Here is a 26,296-nt window from a genome sequence, read left to right on the forward strand (position 1 = left end):
TTCTTTTTTTATACCTATATAGTGGTAGGGGGTATTTTACAATTTTTTAGCGGTTGAATTTATCTAAAAGCGCTCTAGTACATTAACTCACACATTAAGTTAAAAATGGTAATGTATTTATGTTGTGGAATTTGATGCTTTTATTTGTATCTTTATAGATTAATGTTATATAATATGGAATTTTAGGAGGAGTTAGTTATAAATTGTAGAATACTGATAATATGAATAAATTATGAATGGACATAAATATATGAGGGGGATCATATTCTATGAAAAATAAACTTACTAAATTTACCAATGCATTATTAGTGATACTTACTATAGCATTTATAATATTTGCTCCAATGTTTAATTATCTAAAAAATAATAGTTCAAATATTGCTTTGCTTAATAATAAGGTATTTATAATTACATTACTAGTATTAGGGTGTATTTTGGCACTAACTGGTTTAATGCTAATATTAACTGGATTATGTTATATTAGAAATTCTTTATCAACAAAACAAAATTTTAAATTTAAAAAGAAACAAGTTATAGTAGGATCAATTATTATAGGTATAATTGCAATTATAGTTATTGGTAATTTTAGTCACAAAGAAAATTCTCAAGTTGGTAAAAATACTATATCTCAGGTAAGTACACAAAATGATAATAGTAGTACAAGTACTGATCAAAATAATGATAGTAGTACAAATACACAACAAGATAATAATGCTACTTCTGAAACTGATAACAATACAGCCACACAAACTGAAACTGTGCAACATCCTAATACTTCAGGTAAATTAACATCTGATGATGGAATGTTAGAATTGGAAAATGATTACTCTTCAGATGGGCATGTGTGTGGTACTATAAAAAATTTATCAAATGATTCTTATAGCTATGTTGAAGTAGATATAAATTTATATGATGCAAGTGGTAATCAGGTGGAGAGTACATTAGCGAATATTAATAATTTAGAAGGAGATAAAAATTGGAACTTTAAAGCACCAGTTATAAATCAAGATAGAGTTTCTAAATATAAAGTGGTTGGTATAAAAGAAAATAAGTAAGGTGGGAGATGTTTATTATGATTTGTCCAAATTGTTCAAGTGAAATTGAAGATGATAGTTTATTTTGTAGTGTATGTGGAAGTGATTTAAGAATAAAAGATAAACAGAAATTTATGATGGATGATGAATCACATATTAATAAAACAAGCAATGATAATAAGGTTAAAGAAATATCATCAAATAATGCTCAAAATAATATATTTAAAATATTTATTGCTTTAGCAATTATAGGATGTGCATTATTTTTTATTTCAGCAGAACAAATAAGTAAAGCTGGAGACGATATGATAACGCTTCGATCTGAAGCTGGTACATCACTAGCGGAAGTATATTATCAAGATGTTGGGAGAGCTTTAAAAGGTTTTGCTATGTTTGCTAGAGGATTAGGCGTAAGTATTTTAGCTATAGTATTTTCAAGTACTTTTAAAAAACATAAAAATAATTAATTAAAGTTCTGAGAGTGGGGTAAATTTAAATGTTTTGTAATAAGTGTGGTTCAAAAATATCAGAGAACGATAACTTCTGTAAAAAATGTGGAAGTCCAATAAGTTATAATAATCAAATTAAAAATGATATGATTAAGAAAAGATTGCCGATAAAACTAATTGTATTTATGATATTAGCATTAGTAGTAATTTCGACTGTGGCCGTTGAGGTATATTTCAAATTACAATCACAATTAAGTGTTAAAAGTTCTAGCAATAAAGTTTTAAAAATATCAACACCTATTCCCACCAGTAATTTTGTTAAAGAAAAAAATGTTGTATTTAAGGGTAATCAAGATAATGTTACAGGATGGTGCAGCATTTCACATAGAAAAGATGGACTTTTACCAACGACAATTAATTTGCAACCTCAGCAAGTTGTAATAGAATTGTTTGTATTAATTCAAAATAATGGTGATAAAAGTATAAATTTAGAACCACAAGATTTTTCTTTAGTTTTAAATAATGATAAGGAGCTATCAGCTTTTAAAGGTGAAAAGATGGATAATAATTTTGATTGGTTAAGTCCAGAGATAATTGAACTAAATGGGAAAGATATTTCTAAGCAACATTTACAACAAATAGATTTATCAAAACATAATTATTGTGTAGTAGAAGTGTCATTTCCAATGAATACTCGAGCTAGCGAAAAGGAAGCACTTAGCAACTGTAAAAAAGTTGAATACTATTTTAAAAAATCTCCCCAAATAAATAGTTCTTTAGATATTGAAAAAGTTAAATAAGTCAAATGGTTTTCTAAAATAATGTACCATAGTTTTGAATGACAAGGAAGTGATAAGAAAATGCTTTGTCCTAATTGTGGAAAAGAAATATCAGATAAAAGTATATATTGCAATAAGTGTGGAGTAAAAATAAATAATGATGAAATAACTTCAATTATGAATGAGGATATTGAAGACCCAACAATAATATCCAATTCTGAAAAAATAAAAATAAAAAAAGTAATTATAGGTTTGATTGTGCTAGTAGTTATATGTTGTGCAGGATTTGGTGGATATAAATATGTACAAGCCAAGGAATTTAATAATTTAGTTAAAACAGCTAATCAAAAATTAAATGCAGGAAATTGTGATGAAGCAATACAATTATATAATAAAGCACTAACATATAGAAGTGATAGCAACGTTCAAAAAGAGCTTGCAGAAGCACAAAAATATAAACAATACCAAAGTATATATAATCAAGGTTTAAAGTTAATGAACAATAAGAAATATTCAGAAGCTATACAGAAGTTTAGTAGTATAGATCAAAGTGCAGTGCAAATATATAATAATGCACAAAGTAAAATATCACAATGTAAAAAGAATGCTATAAATGATGATATTCAAAATACTGATAATGCAATTGAAAATGGAGATTATGATACTGCAAATAAATATATTGATGATATATTGAAGATAGATGCTAATAGTAGTGATGCTAAACGATTAAAAGCTAAAATTGTACAGGCACAAGGAAAATCTAAAGCAAAAGAAAATGTCAAAGAACAGCAACAAGCAATAAATAGTTCTATTATAATAAAATATTCAATAGATGAAAGAGGATATGTAATGGACACAAATTATCCCAATGGTTCAAGTATACAATTAAAAGTAGGACAAGAAATTAATTTAATAGGGAATGTTTCTTCAAAATCTTCACAGAGAGTTTTATTTGATGGTAGTATTATGAAGTCATTATCGTCAACAGTTATAAAAACTACTACTGTAGGTGGTGGGGATATAAATATTATTCCTAATAGTTATGATTGGGATAAAGCTTATAAGTATCACATTGTAGTAAGTAATTAATATTAGTGAGTTTTTTTTAAACAGTATCATTACATAGTAGTATTTATATTTACCTAACAAAAAAGTGTATTTCTAGATGAATTTTTAAAATAGAATGGTGGGTTAATATGGGAAAAATTAAACTGTTTTTAAACAAACGTAAGTTTCCAATTCTTATATTAGTAATATTGGCACTAGTGATTATAGGATTTGGCGTATATGGATATAATAAAGTACAAGCATACAATAATTTAATAACTACAGCAAATAAGTATATGGATCGTGATGATTATGATAAAGCTTCAGCTTTATTTGAGCAATCATTAAAATATAAAGAAGATTCTTCAGTTGAGAAAAATATAAAATTGGCTGCAACATTAAAGAAGTTTAAAGAAATTTATGATGATGGAGTAAAATTAGCAAGTGATAAAAAATATTTGGGAGCCATAGAAAAATTTAAAACGATAGATAAGAGCGGTTTGAAGTGGTATTCTAATGCTCAAAAAGAAATTAAGGAGTGTAAGAAACAATATATAGCACAAAACATGCATCTGGCAAATGATGCATTAAAGAATAATAAGTACGATGATGCAAATAAATATTTAGATGATATATTAAAGATTGATAGTAATAATGAAGATGCCAAAAATTTAAAGGATTCAATTGACGAAGCTATGAATCAAAAACAAGAAAATTTTAAATCAGAAGAAGAAGCTAAACAAGTGCCACAAAATAATGCAGAGAAAGCCAATGTGAAAAGTAATAGTAATCCGATTAATGATAAAACTAATGAATATGCTAGTAAAATGAGAGAAATAGATAATAAAATATATGAGATAGAATCTCAAAGGGAAGGTATGTATAGTGGCAGTGAAGAAAATAGACAAGCATTGCAACGACAAATTGATTTACTTAAACAAAAAAATGATTTGATAGACCAAATGCAAAAGTAAATTAGATGAACTTCTTTTTTCCCTAGAAATTTTAAAATAAAAATGGATGAATATATAGTATAAGCCCTTGATGAAAATCAGGAGCTATTTTTTTTGTGGAAAAAAGTTGATATATCATTGAATAATTACGATAAACATAGTAATATTAAAGTATAAAGTTAATATTTTTATTATGATAAATGTAGTTATACAATGAGTGGATAAAAGTATAATAAACCTTGATATATCAATGCCTTACAGTTTTAATGATGATGATGTTCAGGATGTTTACCACAATGCTGAATTTCCTGATGAATTTGAAGAATAATTCATATCAATATTTTATTATATTTAGATAGTTAAAAAGTGTGATGATATACGTTTCTTACTGTTTTATGATGAAATTATAATACCTCTAAATGTATGTATAAAATTATTTACATTTAGAGGTGTCTTTATGTTATTACAAGAAATATATCTTCAAATTTATAGAAATATGTGATGAATCAAAGTATTTATATAGGCCGTCGAAAATCAGTAAAGTTAAGGATAGAATGTTACAATAGTATTCTTACTAATATATACTTAATATTTTCCAACCACATTTAGATGCTGAAGTGCTTTAGGTCATTTAAATTCAATAAGTTAGAGCACTTTCTTATTTATTACATACAAAAAACAAAAACGGTTGGAAAAATTTTAGATAAAGTCTTTATTATCAATACTTTTAGGGTTATAATAAAAATAATGAATGGCTATTTTGCACAGGTTGAACCTTAACATAAGATGTATTTAAATATACAAAGTGTGCTCTACCTTCTGCCAAATCTAATAGTTGAACCTTAACATAAGATGTATTTAAATAATGCTTCTTCATAATATATTGGACATAAATCTTGTTGAACCTTAACATAAGATGTATTTAAATTTATAAATTTTATATTCAGGTAATGATTTAACAATAGTTGAACCTTAACATAAGATGTATTTAAATTAAAATATGAAAAATAAGGCTCTTGAACAACTTGAAGTTGAACCTTAACATAAGATGTATTTAAATTTTGTTCCATTTAACAGTTCTAAGATACTTTGATCTGTTGAACCTTAACATAAGATGTATTTAAATCCTTCATGACGATATATAGCACACTTTAAATATTCAGTTGAACCTTAACATAAGATGTATTTAAATATATATATTAATATACAGTACTATGATATATTACATGTTGAACCTTAACATAAGATGTATTTAAATTTTCCTCTTCCATAAGATGGTTATATAAGTCCATGTTGAACCTTAACATAAGATGTATTTAAATGTGGTATTTTTTAATTTGTTTACCTCCTTTAAAGCGTTGAACCTTAACATAAGATGTATTTAAATTGGTATTATATTTAAAATATATGCTATATGAACCTTCGTTGAACCTTAACATAAGATGTATTTAAATTTATGATATTATTATACCATGAATGAAGTAACGTGTGGTTGAACCTTAACATAAGATGTATTTAAATTGCGAATTATCAGTTTGCCATCCTTTTAATTCTTTTGTTGAACCTTAACATAAGATGTATTTAAATATATCTATATTTATCATCTCATTTATTTATTTTTGTTGAACCTTAACATAAGATGTATTTAAATATAAATTCTTTACATGAATTAAATTCTAATGCTTTAGTTGAACCTTAACATAAGATGTATTTAAATTGGAGAAATAATGAGGAAGTTAACGCTGAGCTTGAGTTGAACCTTAACATAAGATGTATTTAAATAGCACAAAACATGGCAAATGCAACGCCATTTGATTGTTGAACCTTAACATAAGATGTATTTAAATAGGTTTAGGTATATATGAAGTTGTTGATAGGGGTGGGTTGAACCTTAACATAAGATGTATTTAAATTTATATTATATAATGTAACATATATATATAAATATAGTTGAACCTTAACATAAGATGTATTTAAATTATAATCGTAAATGTTGATCTATTAATATTTTTATAGTTGAACCTTAACATAAGATGTATTTAAATCAAATTTATAATCGGCTAAATTATAACCTTGCTATGCGTTGAACCTTAACATAAGATGTATTTAAATAAGACCGTTTTATGTTTATCCCATGGTTGACTAGATAGTTGAACCTTAACATAAGATGTATTTAAATATGTTATAAGCGTTGCTATGGACTATTATAAATCCAGTTGAACCTTAACATAAGATGTATTTAAATCCTTTAGATGATAAAGCAATATCAGGCAAACTTAAAGGTTGAACCTTAACATAAGATGTATTTAAATCTATTTTTACTGTTCCATTGCCATTCCAAAGAGGAAAGTTGAACCTTAACATAAGATGTATTTAAATAATACAGCATACTCAAAATGATATTGCAAAGTTTAGGTTGAACCTTAACATAAGATGTATTTAAATCATAATGCTATCTAAAATTTAAATTCTATCTTATTTGTTGAACCTTAACATAAGATGTATTTAAATCCATAAGAAAATGTTTTTCTTGAAGGACTGTGTATAGTTGAACCTTAACATAAGATGTATTTAAATTTACTCGTCTGCCTGTTACAAGTTCCATTTCATCTGTTGAACCTTAACATAAGATGTATTTAAATAGTCAATTCCTAGCTAAATTTGTAACGACTTTGTTGGTTGAACCTTAACATAAGATGTATTTAAATGAAGCTATTGCATCTGCTCTTGAACTTGCCATAGTAGTTGAACCTTAACATAAGATGTATTTAAATGTAGCTAAAATTGATTTTCCCATGCTAGGCCTTCCAGGTTGAACCTTAACATAAGATGTATTTAAATGAAGGCTATGATGCTTGCCTTGGTTTTATTCCAGGAGTGTTGAACCTTAACATAAGATGTATTTAAATGTAATTGATAATCAGTAAAGGTGGCTTTTAAGCCAGTTGAACCTTAACATAAGATGTATTTAAATCCTCTTTATTCCCATTTTAAGGTAAAAATAAAAAGCGTTGAACCTTAACATAAGATGTATTTAAATCAGTAAATCCCTCCTATCTTTATGTGTGAAAGTTTCGTTGAACCTTAACATAAGATGTATTTAAATTGTCCACATGAAAAAGTTCCCTCGTACCAAGCCATTGTTGAACCTTAACATAAGATGTATTTAAATGAATTGCTTAGTGCGTAATGCAAATCTTTTACGAACGTTGAACCTTAACATAAGATGTATTTAAATAATCTCCTTTTTTTGTTTTTATAGTTGGTGTATCTGGTTGAACCTTAACATAAGATGTATTTAAATATGATTACAAATTGCCTAAAGTGCAGTTATACATGTTGAACCTTAACATAAGATGTATTTAAATTATATAACTTACATGCTTAAACCATTGTTTAGTTAGTTGAACCTTAACATAAGATGTATTTAAATGAATGTATAAAAGATGTTTTATACAAAATTATTATTAAGTTGAACCTTAACATAAGATGTATTTAAATTGGATCTTTTTTTATTTAGTAATGTTTCTTGACTTGTTGAACCTTAACATAAGATGTATTTAAATTAAACCATACTGTTTCTATGTTCTGGAGATATTACGTTGAACCTTAACATAAGATGTATTTAAATGCAAGGTATAATCGACACAGATTTATTAGAAATAGTTGTTGAACCTTAACATAAGATGTATTTAAATAAAATAAATACATAAATTTATAGTTCTGCAATAATGCAGTTGAACCTTAACATAAGATGTATTTAAATCCATGAAGCTTTAAATTCGCCCCTTCCTTTGTTATAGTTGAACCTTAACATAAGATGTATTTAAATCTGTTGAACCATTGAATAAATTCTTTTGAACGATCTGGTTGAACCTTAACATAAGATGTATTTAAATGAAATATGCAATTAACCACATAATGAATAACCCTGCGTTGAACCTTAACATAAGATGTATTTAAATCCAATTGATATTATTTTTTCTTTTCCACAAAACGGGTTGAACCTTAACATAAGATGTATTTAAATGTATTTAACTGAATTTATAGAAAGATATAATTATAAGTTGAACATTAACATAAGATGTATTTAAATGCCTTCTGGAGATTTCAATAAAAAATTGAAAAAATAGTTGAACCTTAACATAAGATGTATTTAAATTAATGACAATTTTTTGTATTTAATTTTAAATCTTGTTGAACCTTAACATAAGATGTATTTAAATTAGATATATCGTTACAGTGTTTTAATAAATCTCTTGTTGAACCTTAACATAAGATGTATTTAAATAACATCAATATGGACGCACTAGATAGCATGGAATATTGTTGAACCTTAACATAAGATGTATTTAAATCTATCTATAGATGCAGCAGAGAAACAATTTCTTACAGTTGAACCTTAACATAAGATGTATTTAAATTTTTACTTCTAAGTTTTTCGTCTTTGTATTGTCCGTGTTGAACCTTAACATAAGATGTATTTAAATATGTCATTTACTATTTTAAAATATCTCCTAGGCGGAGTTGAACCTTAACATAAGATGTATTTAAATCATAGTGTTTATAAATAAAAGGAGGTTTGTTATGGCGTTGAACCTTAACATAAGATGTATTTAAATGGATATATTGTAAATATAAATTAGAAGAAAGAGGGTTGAACCTTAACATAAGATGTATTTAAATACAACGGAGAATATTGTAAATAAGTATATAAGAAAGGTTGAACCTTAACATAAGATGTATTTAAATGCTATACTATCACAATTCAATAATTTAGTATCTCCGTTGAACCTTAACATAAGATGTATTTAAATTATACTCCACCTGCTCCCCAATACAGGTTTTCTATCGTTGAACCTTAACATAAGATGTATTTAAATAGGTAAAACAGATGATCCAGTATGGCTCGGCATATGGGTTGAACCTTAACATAAGATGTATTTAAATAAAGCTTCAAGGAATCCATTTGTAAATGCATTGCCCGTTGAACCTTAACATAAGATGTATTTAAATCCAATGCCAACTGCAGTACAGTCCTACACAATGGATCGTTGAACCTTAACATAAGATGTATTTAAATGATTACAAACATAAAACCAGTAATTTAAGAAATACGTTGAACCTTAACATAAGATGTATTTAAATAAAGATAGTTAAATAAAAAAAGAAAGGAGTTTTAACAGTTGAACCTTAACATAAGATGTATTTAAATGGATCTTTTTTATCTTTTGGATATAGCTTATTATAGTTGAACCTTAACATAAGATGTATTTAAATCTTGTATATAAATAAAAAGCGTTCATATCATATTCTGTTGAACCTTAACATAAGATGTATTTAAATTAATTCTCTATTATATCGCAAGAAGTAGTAAACCGTTGAACCTTAACATAAGATGTATTTAAATTGTGTAACACCTATATCTACGCCGTTATTATCATGTTGAACCTTAACATAAGATGTATTTAAATATACTTATCTTAGGTATTTTAATTTCCTTTCCACCAGTTGAACCTTAACATAAGATGTATTTAAATGAAGGCCGTTGTTCGTAATAGTAAAACTGTAAAAAAGTTGAACCTTAACATAAGATGTATTTAAATAATTCAATATACAGATGGAAAAGAGCAGTACTGGTAGTTGAACCTTAACATAAGATTGGATCTAAGTCAATAAAGTAGACACAAAATATCGAATATTTAAGCAGATTTTTTGCAATTATCCTCACATTGTTGAGGGGTAATATATCCTATAGAGCCATGGATTCTAATCCTGTTATACCATGATTCTATGTATTGAAATACAGCTAATTTTGCAGAATTATAATCGCAGTATTTAACAAGATTTACCTCTTCTTTCTTTAATGAAGCATGGAATGACTCAATGCAGGCATTGTCATAAGGGCAACCCTTGGCACTGAAAGAGTGAGTTATTAAATGAGTATCTAGAAGATAATTTTCAAATTCACAGCTTGTATATTGAGTTCCAAGATCACTGTGGAGAACCAGTGGTTCAACCGGTTTCTGTAGATTAAGAGCATTGTCAACTGCATTTACAGCAAGTTTAGAATCCATAGATTTTGAGAAACTATAACCGATTATTTTTCTGCTGTAGAGATCCATGACGGATGCAAGATAACACCAGCCGTCTTTTATAGTGTGTATATATGTTATATCGGTACACCATTTTTGATTTATTCTACTGGTATTAAAATCTCTTTTAAGGATATTTTCCTTTTCTTCAACCTTATATTTTGAAGGAAAAGGTCTAAATCTTTTACAGACAATAGACTTTATACCTAACTTTTTCATAAGCCTCTGGGTTCTTTTAAGACTTATATTTATATTGATCCGTTTTAATTTATAGTTTATTTTTATTGCCCCATAGCGTTTTTTACTATCGTTATAAATCTTCATAATACAAGCTTGAATCTGTTTATTCTCAATGCTTCGCATACTCTGCTTTCTTATTAAACTTTTATAGAAAGAACTTCTTGGAATATTGAAGATATTGCACATTAATTTAATACTATAGTTATCTTTATTGTATTTAATAAAATTGTATACTGTATCTAATTTTTCTTTGCAAATATGGCCATAGCTTTTTTTAATATCTCATTCTCCTCTTCTAACTTTGCCATTTTCTTGATTAAGTTTTGATACTCAGCTGTTGTAATAGTTTTATTTTTATCTATCTGTATTGGTGCTGCCTTTTTAATCCATAATTTTATTGTTGATTTAGATGCGCCATATTCGCTGTTTAATTCACTCAGGGTTTTACCCGAATTATAAAGTTCAACTATTGTATTTTTGAAATCCTCTGTATATCTCTTAGATCTATTTGACACTGTGTAGACACTCCTTTTCTTTTATTTTATATTGTTCGAATTTTTGTGTCTACATTTTTATACTAGCACCAGATGTATTTAAATGTTTGACTAGATGTTAAATCATTTAAGGTCCTTTTTGTTGAATCTCATCCATGAAATGTATTTAAATTTAAAGCAAAAATTGAAGGTATTAGTGCTTAGTTATAGGTATTAAATGTTCCATATTGTCCAGATATTGTACACAGTAAAATAATTACTATATTAAAGTATCAACTGTATAAAATTACAAAGTGTTGTCCATAATATTCAATAAAAGGAGGAATATTATGGACTTTATTTATAGAAATAAGAAAAAAATAAGAAACATTTTACTGACTTTATTAACTCTTGCAGTTTTTAGTGGAGTTTATTATGTATGTGTACATAAGCTTGAGAATTCAAACACACAAAATACTACAGAAAAATCTGTAAATGCACAATCTGAATTGGAACCTAAAGTGTCTTCAAATGCAAATGTTATTTTTAAAATAAAATATACTAAGAGTGGAGATATCATAAAACAGAAAGAAAATAACTCCAAAAATTTGTCTGGTAAGACTAAAGGTGAATTGAATGATATGTACAAAGAAGACGGATATAAAGTTACAAATATGACTAATTCACAGGTCGTATTTACTAAAGAAGTGGATAAATATGCTCCTAATAAATATGCCCTGGGGATAAAAAATGGGTATATTGCAATATATAGAACAGACAGTAATGGAAACATGTTTATAGAAGATAAAAACAGAGATATAACAGATATAAAAATAAGCAGATTAAAAAAGGCTGATATTGAACTTTTAACAAAGGGTAATAAATATTTTGAATGTGATACAAGAGAAGATGCAGAAGCGCGATTAGAAGATTATGAATAGCAAAGTCCACATTAAAAAATTAGATAAAACTAGAGTCCTCTAAATTTGATTATTAACTGAATTTTAATCAAAAGGACTCTAGTTTTTAATTTTAACAGTGGTTGAATTAAGTTTATTATCTCGTCTTTGACAGTTGAAGAAGATAAAAAGCTTGGTAAACCTATTAAAATCAATGGTTTCCAAGCTTTAAATTATATTCAAAAAGTGAGTAATGTTTTTTGTTTTTTCGTGTCTTTAAAAATTTTTTTTACCATTTTATTATTTATAATTTGATAATCAGTACGAAAACCAAATGTATCATGCAGAGCATCTGTAAAATCTGTTCTTGTGTAAGTAGGAACATATCCTTCGCCTTTGATTTTATAAAAATTCATAGATCTTAGTCCGGAAATGATTTCAGAGCAAGTGAATTTTTCTTCTAATTTTTTTTCTAATAATCGATATATTATTAGTGAAATAAAACATGTGGTAAAATGAGCTCGAATTCTATCGTCACGTTGCAGATACACAGGTCTTGCTTTGAATTCAGTTTTCATAATTCTAAAACATTCTTCGATTTCCCAACGCTTTTGATTTACTTTTATTATGGCGGAAGCCTCGTTTTCCAGGTTTGTACAAACTGCATAAAATCCATCAAATATAGCTTCTTGTTCAATTAGAGTAGTATTAATCCTTAAAATTTCTTTATCAGCAATCTCACCATCTTGAGTAGAATGACTTTTTGTGATAAATCGTTTATAATCATTAACATTACATTTCCTTAATTTTGTAGGATTTTTATCTATTGTATTCTGAGCTCTTTCAACCTGTCGGTTACGAATAGTAGATTGATAATTTTTATATTTAAGAGAAAATGTAACGATTAATTTTTGCTCTAATCCGTCTTCCTTAATCCATCGTTCTTTGTAAAAAATATTTTTAAAATTTTTTTCTTCGTCTAATTCATTAAGGTTATATGTTTGATTATAATCACTAAGGCGCCAGCCTGTTGGGTCTAACGACCATTCTTTTAAATGTTTTCGTAATTTTTTAACAGACTGGGTAGTAATAAAAGAACGACTATCAACGTTATTAAATTTTCTGTTGGTGGTGGATGCAAGTCCTGCATCAGTGCAAACAACAAATTTTGAAAGATTAAAATCTGATATTATTTTTTCTTCTAAAGGCTTTAGGGTAACCTGTTCATTGGTATTTCCATTATTAATGCAAAAGGCAAGCGGAATACCATCACTGTCCATAAAAAGGCCCATTTGAACAATAGGATTAGGTCGATGCTCTTTTGAAACGCCATATCGTTTTAAGCCATCTTCCTGTTCGATTTCAAAGAAGTAGTTTGTGCAATCGTAATAAAGGATACCTTTTTTTCTGTCATATAGTTTTAAGCTGTTATTATATAGTTCAGATTGAATAAAGTCAGCTTCGCTTGAAATTACTTCTAATGCTCTATAAATATGCTGAACATCAAAATCTGGTTGTTCCATAAATTTTTTTGATAATTCATACGTAGCAAGTTTTGAAGCCGGGAAAATAATCCTACCATAAATTAATCTAGAAAGAATAGAATCAAGGTTGTAGGTGAATTTATGTTTATCTGAAATTTTTTTGCAAATTTTGTTTAAACCAAGTTCATGATAAAGTTGCTGCAAGAACAAATAACCACCGTTGAATAAATGCTGCTCGTCTTTTGAAATTTGCTTTGCAGGAGAATATTTTACTAATACTTCTCGTTTTTCTTCTTTTTCCTTCTGATTTAATTCATCAACATATTTTTTTGCCCATTCTATTGGGTCTTCACCTTTCAAGTTTTTTAAAAGTTCAGAATAAGTGCCAAGTTTTTCAACAACTTTAGAAGAACGTTTCCCATTTTCAAATATGGATTTTACGACATATAAAGAAGCAGCATTTTTGGATTTAACAATTTGTAATCTCATTTTTTTAGAACCTTTCGTTATATAATACTTATATTATACCACATTGTGTGACATTGTGCACTATAAAGTTTTAAAATTTGACAAAAAAATAAGCCTATACCACGGCTTTCAAGGAAAATTTATTTATACAACTGTCAAAGACCCAAAAATTAGATAAAACTAGAGTCCTCTAAATTTGATTATTAACTGAATTTTAATCAAAAGGACTCTAGTTTTTAATTTTACAGAGATTTAGCACCTAAATTCCAGTAAAAATTTTATTTTTACTGGAATTGTATCCAATTACATTTATTTAAAGGGCTGGTAAGCCCGGAGACCGTTAGGTCGAAAAAATAATTATAATACCTCTTTACCCCGATAAATTTATATAATCAATTTCCAGTTTTAATTTTGAATTATGTCTTTCCAAATATAGGGTTATTCCAATTATCTTCTATAGTAAATCTTTCATCTTTTATATCTTCAATAATATCCATTTGAAGCATATTCTTTTCTCTAAAACCCCTTATACACCTAAAAAAGTATAACTGCATTAAATTAAATGCTATTATTATAAACATTAAAACTGTTTCTACGCCCGTAGGGCTATGAAGAAAACAGTGATCTAAATGCCATTCCGTCTTCAGTTGATGAAATATATTATTTTCAATGTCCCATCTTTTATGCATTATCTTCCACAGGCTTTCTACTGATGTAAATTTATCTGTTGTTATGATCCATCCTTCTTTAATCTCTATTCTGTCTCCAGTATGAATTTCTTCCACAAACCTCAAGAACCTTACTTTTATATCCTTATCAGACATTTCAAAATTATCATCTTCCCATGCCTTAATCTTTGTGTAGATATTTGTATTTTTTCTTACAATCCAGTTCTTATCTGCCTCACGGCATTTAAATAAAGCTAATGCGTCTTTTACAATGTGAAGACGTTCATCTTTTACTCTAACTACAGCATTCATTCCTATAGAGAGTACTTCTTTTATCCATGTAGCATTACAATACAAAGCATCAGCTACAATGATATCCGCAAAGTGATGATATTTTTTATATAGCTTTTTAATTAAACGTTTGCCGGCAGTAATTTCTCCTTCATCTTTACCTGAACTATCTTTTTGGGATTCAAGCATTTCCTGATCTAAAACAATATGTGGATCACAACCAACCATTGCACAAACTACTGATCTGTGAAAATGATGCGTTATACCTTTTTTATCAACCCTTGTAAGGCAGTTGTTACAAGATTTTTTAATACTGTCAAATAGTTCTACACCATCTATGGCAGCTACCTTTAAACCATCTATAGTACCATTTCTAAATACTTTATTCTTCGCAGTAGTTTTTATTATGTGCTTGTTGATATTTTTTAAGCCATCAAGATCAAAATCATTCAAGAAACGCCTAACGGCGTCAATGCGTAGCATTTTAGTATTTTTAGGTAATACCTTTTTAAATTTATTCTTTTCAATCCAATGTTCTAATCTATTGAAACTTCTTATTTGAAGCATGAATCCAAATAATACTACGAAAGCTATTGTTGAAACTTTTGCTGGAGATTTTATTATTTTATTTTTTAAACTATTGATTTTTTCACCTATATCATATACCCTGTTAATATAAGTGAGTAGCTGTTTCAAATAACTTTTACTCATTTTATCAGCATCCTTTTATTTTTAGTTTTTAGCAAAACCATTATAAAAAGGATGCTTTTATTATGCAAATTTTTTCCGTATAATTTCCAGTAAAAATCGGAATCTATTAATTCTACTGTAAATATTCATAAGACTTTATAATTCAAAGGACTACCGTCCTAAAAATTTTTTAAGTGCTAAACTTCTGTTAATTTTAACAGTGGTTGAATTAAGTTTATTATAATGGTAAAGTATTATATGTTATAATACTATAATTTTGGGGGATTTTATATGTATGAATATATAAAAGGAATTTACATTGGAATGAATAAAGATTATATAATAGTTGAAAATGGCGGCATTGGTTACAAAATTTATACTTCTGGAAGCACAATTGCAAAACTCCCCAAAATAAATGAATACATAACTTTATATCTTCAGCAGATTGTTAGAGATGATTTTATTGGTCTATATGGTTTTTTGACAAGAGAAGAATTAAATATGTTTAACTTACTTTTTACCGTAAATGGAATAGGCGCTAAGGCGGCATTATCTCTTCTTTCAATCAGTAATGTGAGTAATTTAAAATATGCTATTTTGATTGGAGATGAAAAGACAATTGTGAGAGCTCCTGGAGTTGGTAAAAAGACAGCTCAAAGAATTATACTAGAATTGAAGGATAAAATACCTAAAGATGAAAATATGATTGTAGATGAAAGCAACAAAAATGATGAATCAGATTATATGGAAGCTGAAGCATTAGAGGCATTGATTACACTTGGATATTCTGAAAGAGAGGCTTCAAAGGCACTTAAGAAAGTTAATAAAAATGCCTCTGTTGAAGATATGATTAAAGCTTCTCTCAAATTTTTAATGTGTTAGGTAGGTGAATTTTGTGGAAGATAGAATAGTAGCACCTGCAAATATATGTGGAGATAATGAAAATGAATATAGTCTAAGACCTAAGAGATTAAATGAATATATTGGACAGGAGAAGGTCAAGGAAGAACTTAGAATTTTTATAAAGGCAGCTAAAAAAAGAAATGAAGCTTTAGATCATGTGCTCTTGTATGGACCACCTGGACTTGGGAAAACCACTCTTGCTAATATAATAGCAATTGAGATGGGTGGAAATTTAAAAGTCACTTCTGGACCTGCTATAGAAAGAGCTGGAGATTTGGCAGCTATTTTGACTAGTTTAAATGATAATGATGTGCTTTTTATAGATGAGATTCACAGACTTAATAGAAATGTGGAAGAAATATTATATCCAGCTATGGAAGATTATTCACTTGATATAGTAATAGGTAAAGGTGCAGCAGCAAAATCTATTAGACTTGATCTAGCAAAATTTACTCTTATAGGGGCTACCACAAGGGTTGGACTTTTGACATCGCCTTTAAGGGATAGGTTTGGAGTACTATGTGCTATGGAATTCTATAAAGAAGAAGAACTTCAGGAGATAATAGTTAGATCTGCAAGCATACTTGGGGTGGATATAGACGATGAGGCTGCATCCGAAATAGGAAAAAGATCAAGAGGAACTCCTAGAATTGCCAACAGGCTTTTAAAAAGAGTTAGAGATTATTCTGATGTTGAAGGTGATGGGGCAATAAACCTTAAAACAGCGAAAAGTGCATTAAAACTTCTTGGCGTTGATGGCGAAGGTTTTGATAATATAGATAATAAAATACTGCTGGCTGTTGTGGATAACTTTAATGGAGGACCAGTTGGAATAGAAACCCTTTCATATTTTATAGGTGAAGAATTAGATACTATACAGGATGTATATGAACCATACCTTCTTCAAAAAGGTTTTATAGTCAGAACGCCAAGAGGGAGAATAGCTACTAAGCTCGCGTACAAGCATTTAAATATAAGCGTTGAAAAATCTGAAGATAATGGCAAAGAGCAGTGTTCTCTTTTTGATGATAAATAAGTTAAACACATAAGACAGAATGGAGTGGAATTATGAAACTAAAGGATTTTGATTTTTATTTGCCACAGGAATTAATTGCCCAGCATCCTATGGAAAAAAGGGATGAGGCTAGGCTTATGGTATTGGATAAAGAAAGTGGAAGTGTTGACCATAAAATATTTAAGGATATAATCGACTATTTAGATCAAGGAGATTGTTTGGTTTTAAATGATACAAGAGTAATACCAGCAAGACTTATAGGTTCAAAAGAGGATACAGGGGGAAAGATGGAATTTCTCCTTTTAAAAAGAGTTGACAGAGATACATGGGAGGTTCTTGTAAAACCTGGTAAAAGAGCGCAGATCGGAAATAGATTTGTATTTGGAAACGGTGAACTTAAGGCTGAAGTGATTGACATAGAAGAAGAAGGAATAAGAAATGTTAAATTTGAATATGAAGGAATATTTGAAGAAGTGCTTGACAGACTTGGACAGATGCCGCTTCCACCTTATATAAAAGAAAAATTAGAAGATAAAGAAATGTATCAAACCGTTTATTCAAGAGAATTAGGGTCTGCAGCAGCACCTACAGCAGGGCTTCATTTTACAGAAGAACTTCTTCAAAAGATAAGAAATAAAGGTGTAAATGTTGTATTTTTGACCTTGCATGTTGGTCTTGGTACCTTTAGACCTGTAAAAGAAGAAAATGTTGAAGAGCATAATATGCATTCAGAATATTATTGTATGAGTAAAGAGACTGCTGACATAATAAACAAAACAAGAGAAGCTCAAAAAAATGTAATTGCTGTGGGAACTACTTCGTGTAGAACGCTTGAGACAATTGGGGATGAAAATGGAAGAGTTAGAGAACAGTCGGGTTGGACAGATATATTCATATATCCAGGATACAAATATAAGGTCGTAGATAGACTTATAACAAATTTTCACCTTCCGGAGTCAACTCTGATTATGCTTGTGAGTGCACTGTGTGGAAGAGAAAACATATTAAATGCTTATGATATAGCAGTTAAGGAAAAGTATAGATTCTTTAGTTTTGGAGATGCAATGTTTATAAAATAAGGAGTGTTTAGATGTATAAGCTACTTAAAAAGTGCGGCAAAATAAGGAGAGGCGAATTTACTACTCCACATGGAGTAATTCAAACGCCTGTATTTATGAATGTGGGTACTCTTGCAGCTATAAAGGGTGCTGTTTCAACCGTTGATTTAAGAAAAATAGGATGTCAGGTTGAACTGTCAAATACATACCATCTTCATTTGAGACCTGGCGATGAGGTTATAAAAAAACTCGGTGGAATTCATAAATTTATGAATTGGGATAGACCAATACTGACTGATTCAGGTGGATTTCAAGTTTTTTCATTATCAAAGATGAGGAATATAAAAGAAGAGGGAGTTTATTTTAATTCACATATAGACGGAAGAAAAATATTTATGGGACCTGAAGAAAGTATGAGAATTCAGAGTAATTTGGCTTCCACTATAGCAATGGCATTTGATGAATGTATACCAAATCCATCACCAAAGGATTATGTTGAAAGATCTGTTGAGAGAACTACTAGGTGGTTAGCCAGGTGTAAAGCAGAGTTAGATAGATTGAATAAACTTCCAGATACTATAAATAAACAGCAGATGTTGTTTGGTATAAATCAAGGTGGAACATATGATGATTTAAGAATAAAGCATGCAAAGGAAATAGCTAGTATGGATTTAGATGGCTATGCTATAGGAGGATTAGCAGTAGGAGAAACACATGATGAAATGTACAGGATAATAGATGCTGTGGTCCCAAATCTTCCTCAGGATAAGCCTATATATTTAATGGGTGTTGGTCTCCCAAGCAATATATTAGAAGCAGTTGATAGAGGAGTCGATTTTTTTGATTGTGTTCTTCCTGCTAGAAATGGTAGACATGGTCATGTATTTACTAAAAATGGCAAGATAAACTTGATGAATGCCAAGTATGAACTTGACTCAAAACCGATAGATGATAAATGTAATTGTCCAACTTGTAGAAATTATTCGAGAGCATATATAAGGCATCTATTTAAAGCGAAGGAAATGCTTGCAATGAGACTGTGTGTACTGCACAATTTATATTTTTATAATAATATGATGCAGGAAATTAGAAATGCTATTGATGGTGATTACTTTAAAGAATATAAAGAACAAAAATTAAATGACTGGAATGGAAGGGCATAATTTTAACAATAATTTAGAAAGGTGGTTATTATAAAAATGAAGACATTAATACAATTCTCTCCTATTATACTAATGCTAATTTTGTGTTACATACTTATACTTGTACCAGAAAATAAGAGAAAAAAGAAATATAACACAATGCTTGAAGCTTTAAAGGTAAATGATGAGGTTATCACCAAAGGTGGCATAATTGGAAAGATAACAAATATTCAGGGAAAGGCAGTTATAATTCAAACTGGTCCTGATAAGATTAAAATAAAAATAGATAAGACAGGTATATTAGATTTGATGACAGATTTTGATTCACATGTATCTGAAAAGGATAAGAAAGAAAATAAAAATTAATCATAAAACACCTTCTTTCTACATAAGTACTATTAGATAGGAGGTGTTTTTATGGAAAAGAATAATAATGTAAATTATATTCCGGCAGCAGAAGGTGTTTTAAGGGGATTCATAATGACAGTAGTTCTTTTATTAATATTTGCAGTTGTTATGACTTTTACTGAGGTAAGTAGCAAAGTAAGTTCAATGTTCTATTTGATAACAACCTTGATTAGTATAATGTATGGTTCCATATATGCTGTAAAAAAGATTAGAAGAAGGGGTTGGCTTATAGGCATTATAGTAGCTGTACTATATTTGTTGATACTTTACATAGTTTCAGTAATTTCTGGAAATTCAGCTGTACTAGGTATAGATAGAATTAAGAGGTTTAGTCTTGCACTTTTAGTTGGACTTCTGTCTGGAATGCTTGGGGTAAATATATAATATAGTTAAAGGATTCTTAACTTTATTTTATGTTTTACTTATGATATAATCAAACGGGAAACCGTAAAGAATGGAGGAATTTAAATGAAACATATAAAAACTATAAATGGGACAAACATAAAGGACAGTTTAAAAAAACCTGGATGTAAGGAATGTGCTAATTCCTGTCAATCAGCATGTAAAACTTCCTGCACAGTTGCTAATTTGGCTTGTGAAAATTAATATAAATTTAAGCAGTAACATTTTGTTACTGCTTTAAATTTAAACAAGCTTTGTTCTATAGGTGTAGTTGAATTATATATAAATTTAGGGAGGAAAATAAGTTGGCAAATATTCATAAGTTTACTCAGAGTGGAGAATTTTATGTAGTAGACGTTAACTCTGGGGCTGTTCATATGGTAGACGAATTAGTATATGATATTTTAGATGATAATGGTTTACTTAGTTTATCGGATGTTATGAAAAAGTTGGATGGCAAATATCCGAAAGAAATAATAGATGAAGCATATTCAGAAATTAAAGAATTGAAAGATGAAGGCATGCTTTATTCAGATGATTTGTATGAAGACATAGCTTTAGATGAGACTAAGACTCCTAGTTATATAAAGGCGCTTTGTCTTAATATAGCACATGATTGTAATTTGAGGTGTAAATATTGTTTCGCTGATGAAGGTGATTATAAAGGATGTAGAAAACTTATGCCACCTGATATAGGCAAAAAAGCGATAGATTTTGTGATAGAGAAATCAGGACCTAGAAAAAACATAGAAGTGGATTTATTTGGAGGAGAACCTCTTATGGCATTTGATACGGTAAAACAAGTTGTTGAATATGCCAAAGAGCAGGAAAAAATACATAACAAGAATATAAGATTTACTATGACAACAAATGCTACTCTATTGAATGATGAGATAATGGATTATCTAGATAAGAATATGGGAAATATAGTCTTAAGTATAGATGGCAGAAAAGAAGTTAATGATAATGTTAGGGTAAGGGTAGATGGAAGTGGCTCATTTGATGCAATAATGCCTAAAATAAAGAAGATGGTGTCTATGAGAGACAAATCAAAACAGTATTATGCAAGAGGAACATTTACAAGGTTGAACTTGGATTTTTTTGAGGATATAAAGTTTTTAGCAGACAATGGATTTGATGAGATATCAGTAGAACCAGTTGTGTTAGAAGAATCAAGCCCATTTTCGCTTAGGGAAGAAGATTTACCCACAATATTTAAACAATATGACAAATTATACGAGGAAATGATTAAAAGGCATAAAGAAGGACGAGAATTTAAGTTCTATCATTTTAATATAGATCTAAAAGGAGGACCTTGCGTATATAAGAGAATATCAGGATGTGGTGCTGGACATGAGTATGTTGCTATAACACCAGAAGGAGATATATATCCATGTCATCAATTTGTTGGAAATCAAAATTTTAAACTTGGAAATTTACTTGAGGAAGATATCAAATTGAAAGAAGATATCATTTCTGAATTTAAAAATGCCAATATATATAGAAAGCCGGAATGTAAAGGATGTTGGGCGAGATTTTATTGTAGCGGCGGATGTCAGGCGAATAATTATAATTTTAATGGAGATATGCATGTACCGTATTCATTAGGGTGTAAAATGCAAAAAAAGAGGATAGAATGTGCTATAGCTCTTAAATCAAAATTTATGCAGGAATAGATTGAATAATCTCTGCTATTATTATATATTGACGGTGTTTTTTTAAAGTAATATAATGGCTATTGTAAATAGATGTAATAGTGCAGCATAACTATTTACGAAGGAGGATGAAGATGAAAAACAAAGCAAAAAGTAGTATATTGTTTGCTTTATGTATAGTTGTATTGGGATTCTTAGTATATACAGGTATATATGGACTTACATTTAATGGCTACAGGCTTAAACCACTTGGTGAAGTTATACCTAGAGGACTTGACCTTCAGGGTGGAGTCTCTGTGCTAGAAGAGGTGCAGTCAAAAAATGTTGATCAAAGTACTATGGATAGAACTATAGAACTTTTAAATATGAGAGTAAATAAATTAGGTGTAAGTGAAACAACTGTTGCTAGAGAAGGAAAAAATAGAATAAGAATAGAGATTCCTGGAAAGTATGATTCTAAGGAAATAGTTGATAGTGTAGCCAAAACTGGAGAACTAAAATTTGTAGGGCCTGACAATAAAGTTATACTTACGGGCAGAGATGTAAAGGATGCTACTGCATATGCAGGTCAGAATGATCAACAGCCTAAAATAGGCCTTGAGTTAACATCATCAGGAACTAAAAAATTTGCAGATGCTACTCAGAAATTTATGGGACAAAAAATAACTATATATATGGATGATCAGGAAATTACTGATCCGCAAGTTGATGCACATATAACTGATGGTAAAGCGGAGATTTCTGGAAGCTCAAGTATTGATGAAGCGAAAAGAAGAGCTGATATAATCAAATCTGGGGCACTTCCAGTTCAGATTAAACCGGTTGAAGTTAAAACTGTAGGGGCATCACTTGGCTCAAATGCACTGCCATTAAGTCTGTTAGCTGGTAAGGTTGGCATAGGAATAGTTATGATATTTATGATACTTTACTACAGAGTTCCAGGTATTATTGCTGATTTGGCACTTACCTTGTATATATATATAGTACTTCTAGCTTTTGCAAATATACCTGTAACATTAACCTTGTCAGGAATAGCAGCTTTACTTTTGACAATAGGTATGGCAGTCGACGCTAATGTTCTTATATTTGAGAGAACTAAGGAAGAACTCAAAGGCGGACGGTCTATAAAGGCTTCTATTGATGCGGGCTTTAGAAGAGCTATGACATCAGTATTAGATTCTAATATGACAACTATAATTTCTGGTTTGATATTGTACGGGCTCGGATCTGGATCTGTAAAAGGATTTGCACTTACACTTATAGTCGGTACAGTTCTTAGCTTGTTTACTGCTGTAACAGTTACCAGAACTTTGATAAAATTGGCGGCAAATATTGGATTCTTTAACCATCCAGAAACCATAGGAACGTTTGGTGTACATGATTTCAGAAAGGGGGTAAAGTAAATATGCTTAAGATAATAGAAAAGACGAAGATCTGGTTTACTATATCCCTTATAATAATTGTCATTGGTATGTTCTTTATGTGTACTAAAGGATTAGAATATGGTCTTGATTTCAAGGGTGGTACTGTAATAGAAATAAAGATTGGCTCTAATTTTAATAAAACAGATATAGATAATATGGTAAGTAAATATACGAGAGATTTTCAATCAAATAAAGTTAATGGAAATTCAATAGAAATAAAAAGTGCAAGTTTGACTAATGATCAGGTTAGTAATATTGTAAAAAATGTAAAAACCAAATATAAGAAAAGTTCCCTTTCAAATCAAGAAAATATAGGTGCATCAATGGGTGAAGAAATGAAAATAAAGGCAATTAAAGCTATAGTTATAGCAATAATTGCAATGCTTGTATACATAGCTTTTAGATTTGAGTTCACATTTGGTATGTCATCTATGATTTCACTTGTACATGATGTTCTTATATTGCTATCTGTGTATGCTATTTTTAGAATACCTGTTGATTCAAGCTTTGTTGCAGCGGCATTGACCGTTATAGGTTATTCGATGCACGATACAGTTGTTGTATTTGATAGAATAAGAGAAAATCACAGGTATATGAGGGGAGCTGATCCAATTAAACTTGCAAATGCTAGTTTAACTCAGACAATGGCCAGATCTATAAATACAGTTTTAACAGTTTTAATAACTTTAATTGCAGTTTATATATTTGTGCCTCTAGAGTCTATGAGAGAATTTTCAAAACCATTGTTAGTTGGTATTGTTTCTGGATGCTATTCTTCTATATTCATAGCTACTCCATTTTGGGTAATATTAAAAAAACATTCTCATAAGAAATCTTCAAGAAATGCAAAGCTTAGTACTAAATAAAATATTTTTAATTGACTTCTTAGGATAAATTTATCATAAGGAGTCAATTTTTATCTAATCATAACACTTTAAGTTAATAAATTCCAGATATAAATCTAAATATAAACTTTTAACAATTAAAATATTTAAATATTGGATTGTATGTGATAAAATAAAAAATCTAGAGGATATTTATATGTTTGATTTTACTATTGTCAATAATCTCCCTATAAGGTGTTTGTAAAACGTGACAATATCATTTATAATATATATGCTTTCGATAAATTTGGAGGATTTTATTATGGAGATACAAAAAGTAAACATATATAGCCCTAAAGAATTAATTACACATGATCCCCTTTTAATGAAGGGTATGAAAGAAGCTCTAGGGAGAATAGCAAAAGCTGTAAATGAAAGAGAAAAAATAGTAATATACGGCTACTATGATGTTGATTCTATAACTGCTATTTCTTTACTTATGCTTGTTTTAAAATATTTAAATGCAGATGTAGAGTATTTTGTATCAAGTAGTATAGATGATAAATTTGATATTAATTCTGAAGAAGTTAAAGATTATATAAAATTGTTAGGAACAAAGTTAATTGTAACAGTAGGGTGTGGGATAAATTCTACATCTCAGGTTGAATTGTGTAAGAAATTGGATATAGATGTTATAATAACAGATTATCATAAGTGTAAGGGCAATTTGCCATATACATACATATTAGATCCAAATCAAGGAAACTGTAATTATCCGTTTAAGGGGTTATCTGCAGTTGGGGTTGCATTTAAAGTTTCACAGGCTATATCCATGTATTATCAGATGAGATATATAAGTAAATATCTTGATTTGGTTACTCTTGGAACAGTATTTCATGGAACGAATTTATTTGGAGAAAATAAAATAATGGTTGATGAGGGTTTGCTGCATTTTAATTGCACTAATAATTATGGATTAAAAGCACTTTTAAAGGTCTATAATATAGATGATATAGATGTGTTTAATGTATATAATCTGGCTAAAAACATTATATCTTCTATAAAATGCAAAAGGACGGTTGATAATGCAAGGATAGCTGTTGAACTCTTTACAACATCATCTATGGATAGGGCAGAACAAATAGCGAAATACCTTAAAAATGAAACACTAGGGAATGGAAATATACTATACAAAAATTTTTTTAAATATTGAATGTTTGTAAATAATTAATATATACTTATTACGTAATATTGCTAAATATGTTGAGGGGGAAAACACATGGATATAAAAGATAAAATAAGAGTTATAGAGGGATTTCCTAAAGAGGGAATAAGTTTTAAGGATATAACTACATTATTAAAAAATAAAGAAGGATTTAAGTATACAGTTGATAAAATTGCCGGTTATTTGAAGGATAAGAATATAGATATTGTTGTTGGACCAGAAGCAAGAGGATTTTTATTTGGAGCACCTGTTGCATATGCAATTGGAGCTGGATTTGTGCCAATTAGAAAAAAAGGAAAGTTACCCTGTGAAACTGTAAGCGTCAATTATGAATTGGAGTATGGTAATGATGAGCTTGAGATGCATAAAGATGCTATAAAAAAAGGCCAGAGAGTTGCAATAGTAGATGATTTACTTGCTACCGGTGGTACTATAAATTCTGTTGTTAAGTTAGTGAAGCAAGTTGGGGGTGAAGTGGTATCAATAGATTTTGTTATTGAACTTACTGACCTTCATGGAAAAGAAAAACTGGAAAATTATGATGTCGTGTCTTTGGTAAAGTATAATTTATAGCATGCTAATTTAAAATTGCAAGTTTCTACATGATATAATATAATATTATTAAAAAATAATGGCTGGTTTTATAAACCAGCCATTGATTTTAAGGGAG

21 protein-coding genes and 1 CRISPR repeat array are annotated in these 26,296 nt (G+C 29.1%); of the genes, 18 read left to right on the plus strand and 3 right to left on the minus strand.

Annotated elements, in window-relative coordinates:
* Positions 1-269 precede the first annotated feature (269 nt).
* From D4Z93_RS04605 to D4Z93_RS04625, 5 genes are all read left to right on the plus strand, one after another.
* On the plus strand, positions 270-1,055 hold the full coding sequence (locus D4Z93_RS04605) for an FxLYD domain-containing protein (protein ID WP_119970790.1): 786 nt from the start codon (positions 270-272) through the stop codon (positions 1,053-1,055).
* Positions 1,056-1,072: 17 nt separating this feature from the next.
* On the plus strand, positions 1,073-1,501 hold the full coding sequence (locus tag D4Z93_RS04610) for a zinc ribbon domain-containing protein (protein WP_162920256.1): 429 nt from the start codon (positions 1,073-1,075) through the stop codon (positions 1,499-1,501).
* Between the two features lie 29 nt (positions 1,502-1,530).
* Positions 1,531-2,283 carry a zinc ribbon domain-containing protein gene (locus D4Z93_RS04615; protein ID WP_119970794.1) on the plus strand — a complete coding sequence of 251 codons (753 nt, stop codon included), beginning with the start codon at positions 1,531-1,533 and terminating at the stop codon, positions 2,281-2,283.
* A gap of 60 nt (positions 2,284-2,343) precedes the next feature.
* Positions 2,344-3,351, plus strand: coding sequence for a zinc ribbon domain-containing protein (locus D4Z93_RS04620; RefSeq protein WP_119970796.1), 1,008 nt, complete (start codon positions 2,344-2,346; stop codon positions 3,349-3,351).
* A gap of 107 nt (positions 3,352-3,458) precedes the next feature.
* On the plus strand, positions 3,459-4,283 hold the full coding sequence (locus D4Z93_RS04625; protein ID WP_119970798.1) for a tetratricopeptide repeat protein: 825 nt from the start codon (positions 3,459-3,461) through the stop codon (positions 4,281-4,283).
* A gap of 747 nt (positions 4,284-5,030) precedes the next feature.
* A CRISPR array of direct repeats spans positions 5,031-9,868; the repeat unit is 30 nt; unit sequence GTTGAACCTTAACATAAGATGTATTTAAAT.
* Positions 9,869-9,964: 96 nt separating this feature from the next.
* Here D4Z93_RS04625 and D4Z93_RS04630 read toward each other — a convergent pair.
* Positions 9,965-11,112 (minus strand): IS3 family transposase gene (locus D4Z93_RS04630; protein ID WP_243105948.1). Its coding sequence is split into 2 segments (ribosomal slippage): positions 9,965-10,866 and positions 10,866-11,112, totalling 1,149 coding nucleotides; the frame shifts between segments, so codons are not numbered across the junction.
* 308 nt (positions 11,113-11,420) lie between these two features.
* On the opposite strand from D4Z93_RS04630, the gene D4Z93_RS04635 reads away from it, so the two are divergent.
* A complete protein-coding gene (locus tag D4Z93_RS04635; protein ID WP_119970800.1) occupies positions 11,421-12,011 on the plus strand; it encodes a hypothetical protein in 591 nt (196 codons plus the stop codon).
* A gap of 197 nt (positions 12,012-12,208) precedes the next feature.
* Here D4Z93_RS04635 and D4Z93_RS04640 read toward each other — a convergent pair whose 3' ends face one another.
* Positions 12,209-13,942, minus strand: a complete 1,734-nt coding sequence (locus D4Z93_RS04640) for an IS1634 family transposase (protein ID WP_119970802.1) — start codon at positions 13,940-13,942, stop codon at positions 12,209-12,211.
* A 395-nt stretch (positions 13,943-14,337) separates the two neighbouring features.
* Positions 14,338-15,591: a transposase gene (locus D4Z93_RS13445; protein ID WP_119970804.1), complete on the minus strand. Its 1,254-nt coding sequence runs from the start codon at positions 15,589-15,591 to the stop codon at positions 14,338-14,340.
* 270 nt (positions 15,592-15,861) lie between these two features.
* Between D4Z93_RS13445 and ruvA the strand changes: the two genes are divergently transcribed.
* From ruvA to D4Z93_RS04705, 12 genes are all read left to right on the plus strand, one after another.
* Entirely contained in the window at positions 15,862-16,452 is a 591-nt protein-coding gene (gene ruvA / locus D4Z93_RS04650; protein ID WP_119970805.1) for a Holliday junction branch migration protein RuvA, read from the plus strand.
* A gap of 13 nt (positions 16,453-16,465) precedes the next feature.
* Positions 16,466-17,509, plus strand: a complete 1,044-nt coding sequence (ruvB, locus tag D4Z93_RS04655) for a Holliday junction branch migration DNA helicase RuvB (protein WP_119970807.1) — start codon at positions 16,466-16,468, stop codon at positions 17,507-17,509.
* 32 nt (positions 17,510-17,541) lie between these two features.
* The gene (queA, locus tag D4Z93_RS04660; protein ID WP_119970809.1) at positions 17,542-18,567 is read left to right on the plus strand and encodes a tRNA preQ1(34) S-adenosylmethionine ribosyltransferase-isomerase QueA; all 1,026 of its coding nucleotides are present in this window, start codon (positions 17,542-17,544) and stop codon (positions 18,565-18,567) included.
* An 11-nt stretch (positions 18,568-18,578) separates the two neighbouring features.
* Positions 18,579-19,709 (plus strand): tRNA guanosine(34) transglycosylase Tgt, encoded by a 1,131-nt coding sequence (tgt, locus tag D4Z93_RS04665; RefSeq protein WP_119970811.1) that lies wholly within the window; start codon positions 18,579-18,581, stop codon positions 19,707-19,709.
* 36 nt (positions 19,710-19,745) lie between these two features.
* The gene (gene yajC, locus D4Z93_RS04670) at positions 19,746-20,054 is read left to right on the plus strand and encodes a preprotein translocase subunit YajC (protein WP_119970813.1); all 309 of its coding nucleotides are present in this window, start codon (positions 19,746-19,748) and stop codon (positions 20,052-20,054) included.
* A 51-nt stretch (positions 20,055-20,105) separates the two neighbouring features.
* On the plus strand, positions 20,106-20,480 hold the full coding sequence (locus D4Z93_RS04675; RefSeq protein WP_119970815.1) for a TIGR04086 family membrane protein: 375 nt from the start codon (positions 20,106-20,108) through the stop codon (positions 20,478-20,480).
* A gap of 84 nt (positions 20,481-20,564) precedes the next feature.
* Positions 20,565-20,702: a six-cysteine ranthipeptide SCIFF gene (gene scfA, locus D4Z93_RS04680; RefSeq protein WP_119970816.1), complete on the plus strand. Its 138-nt coding sequence runs from the start codon at positions 20,565-20,567 to the stop codon at positions 20,700-20,702.
* Positions 20,703-20,803: 101 nt separating this feature from the next.
* Positions 20,804-22,174 carry a thioether cross-link-forming SCIFF peptide maturase gene (gene scfB, locus D4Z93_RS04685; protein ID WP_119970818.1) on the plus strand — a complete coding sequence of 457 codons (1,371 nt, stop codon included), beginning with the start codon at positions 20,804-20,806 and terminating at the stop codon, positions 22,172-22,174.
* Positions 22,175-22,287: 113 nt separating this feature from the next.
* Positions 22,288-23,556 carry a protein translocase subunit SecD gene (gene secD, locus D4Z93_RS04690; protein ID WP_119970820.1) on the plus strand — a complete coding sequence of 423 codons (1,269 nt, stop codon included), beginning with the start codon at positions 22,288-22,290 and terminating at the stop codon, positions 23,554-23,556.
* 2 nt (positions 23,557-23,558) lie between these two features.
* On the plus strand, positions 23,559-24,443 hold the full coding sequence (gene secF / locus D4Z93_RS04695) for a protein translocase subunit SecF (RefSeq protein ID WP_119970822.1): 885 nt from the start codon (positions 23,559-23,561) through the stop codon (positions 24,441-24,443).
* Between the two features lie 280 nt (positions 24,444-24,723).
* A complete protein-coding gene (locus tag D4Z93_RS04700) occupies positions 24,724-25,614 on the plus strand; it encodes a DHH family phosphoesterase (protein WP_119970824.1) in 891 nt (296 codons plus the stop codon).
* A 66-nt stretch (positions 25,615-25,680) separates the two neighbouring features.
* Positions 25,681-26,199, plus strand: coding sequence for an adenine phosphoribosyltransferase (locus tag D4Z93_RS04705; RefSeq protein WP_119970826.1), 519 nt, complete (start codon positions 25,681-25,683; stop codon positions 26,197-26,199).
* Positions 26,200-26,296 lie beyond the last annotated feature (97 nt).

It is taken from the genome of Clostridium fermenticellae (assembly GCF_003600355.1).
Taxonomy (GTDB): domain Bacteria; phylum Bacillota; class Clostridia; order Clostridiales; family Clostridiaceae; genus Clostridium_AV; species Clostridium_AV fermenticellae.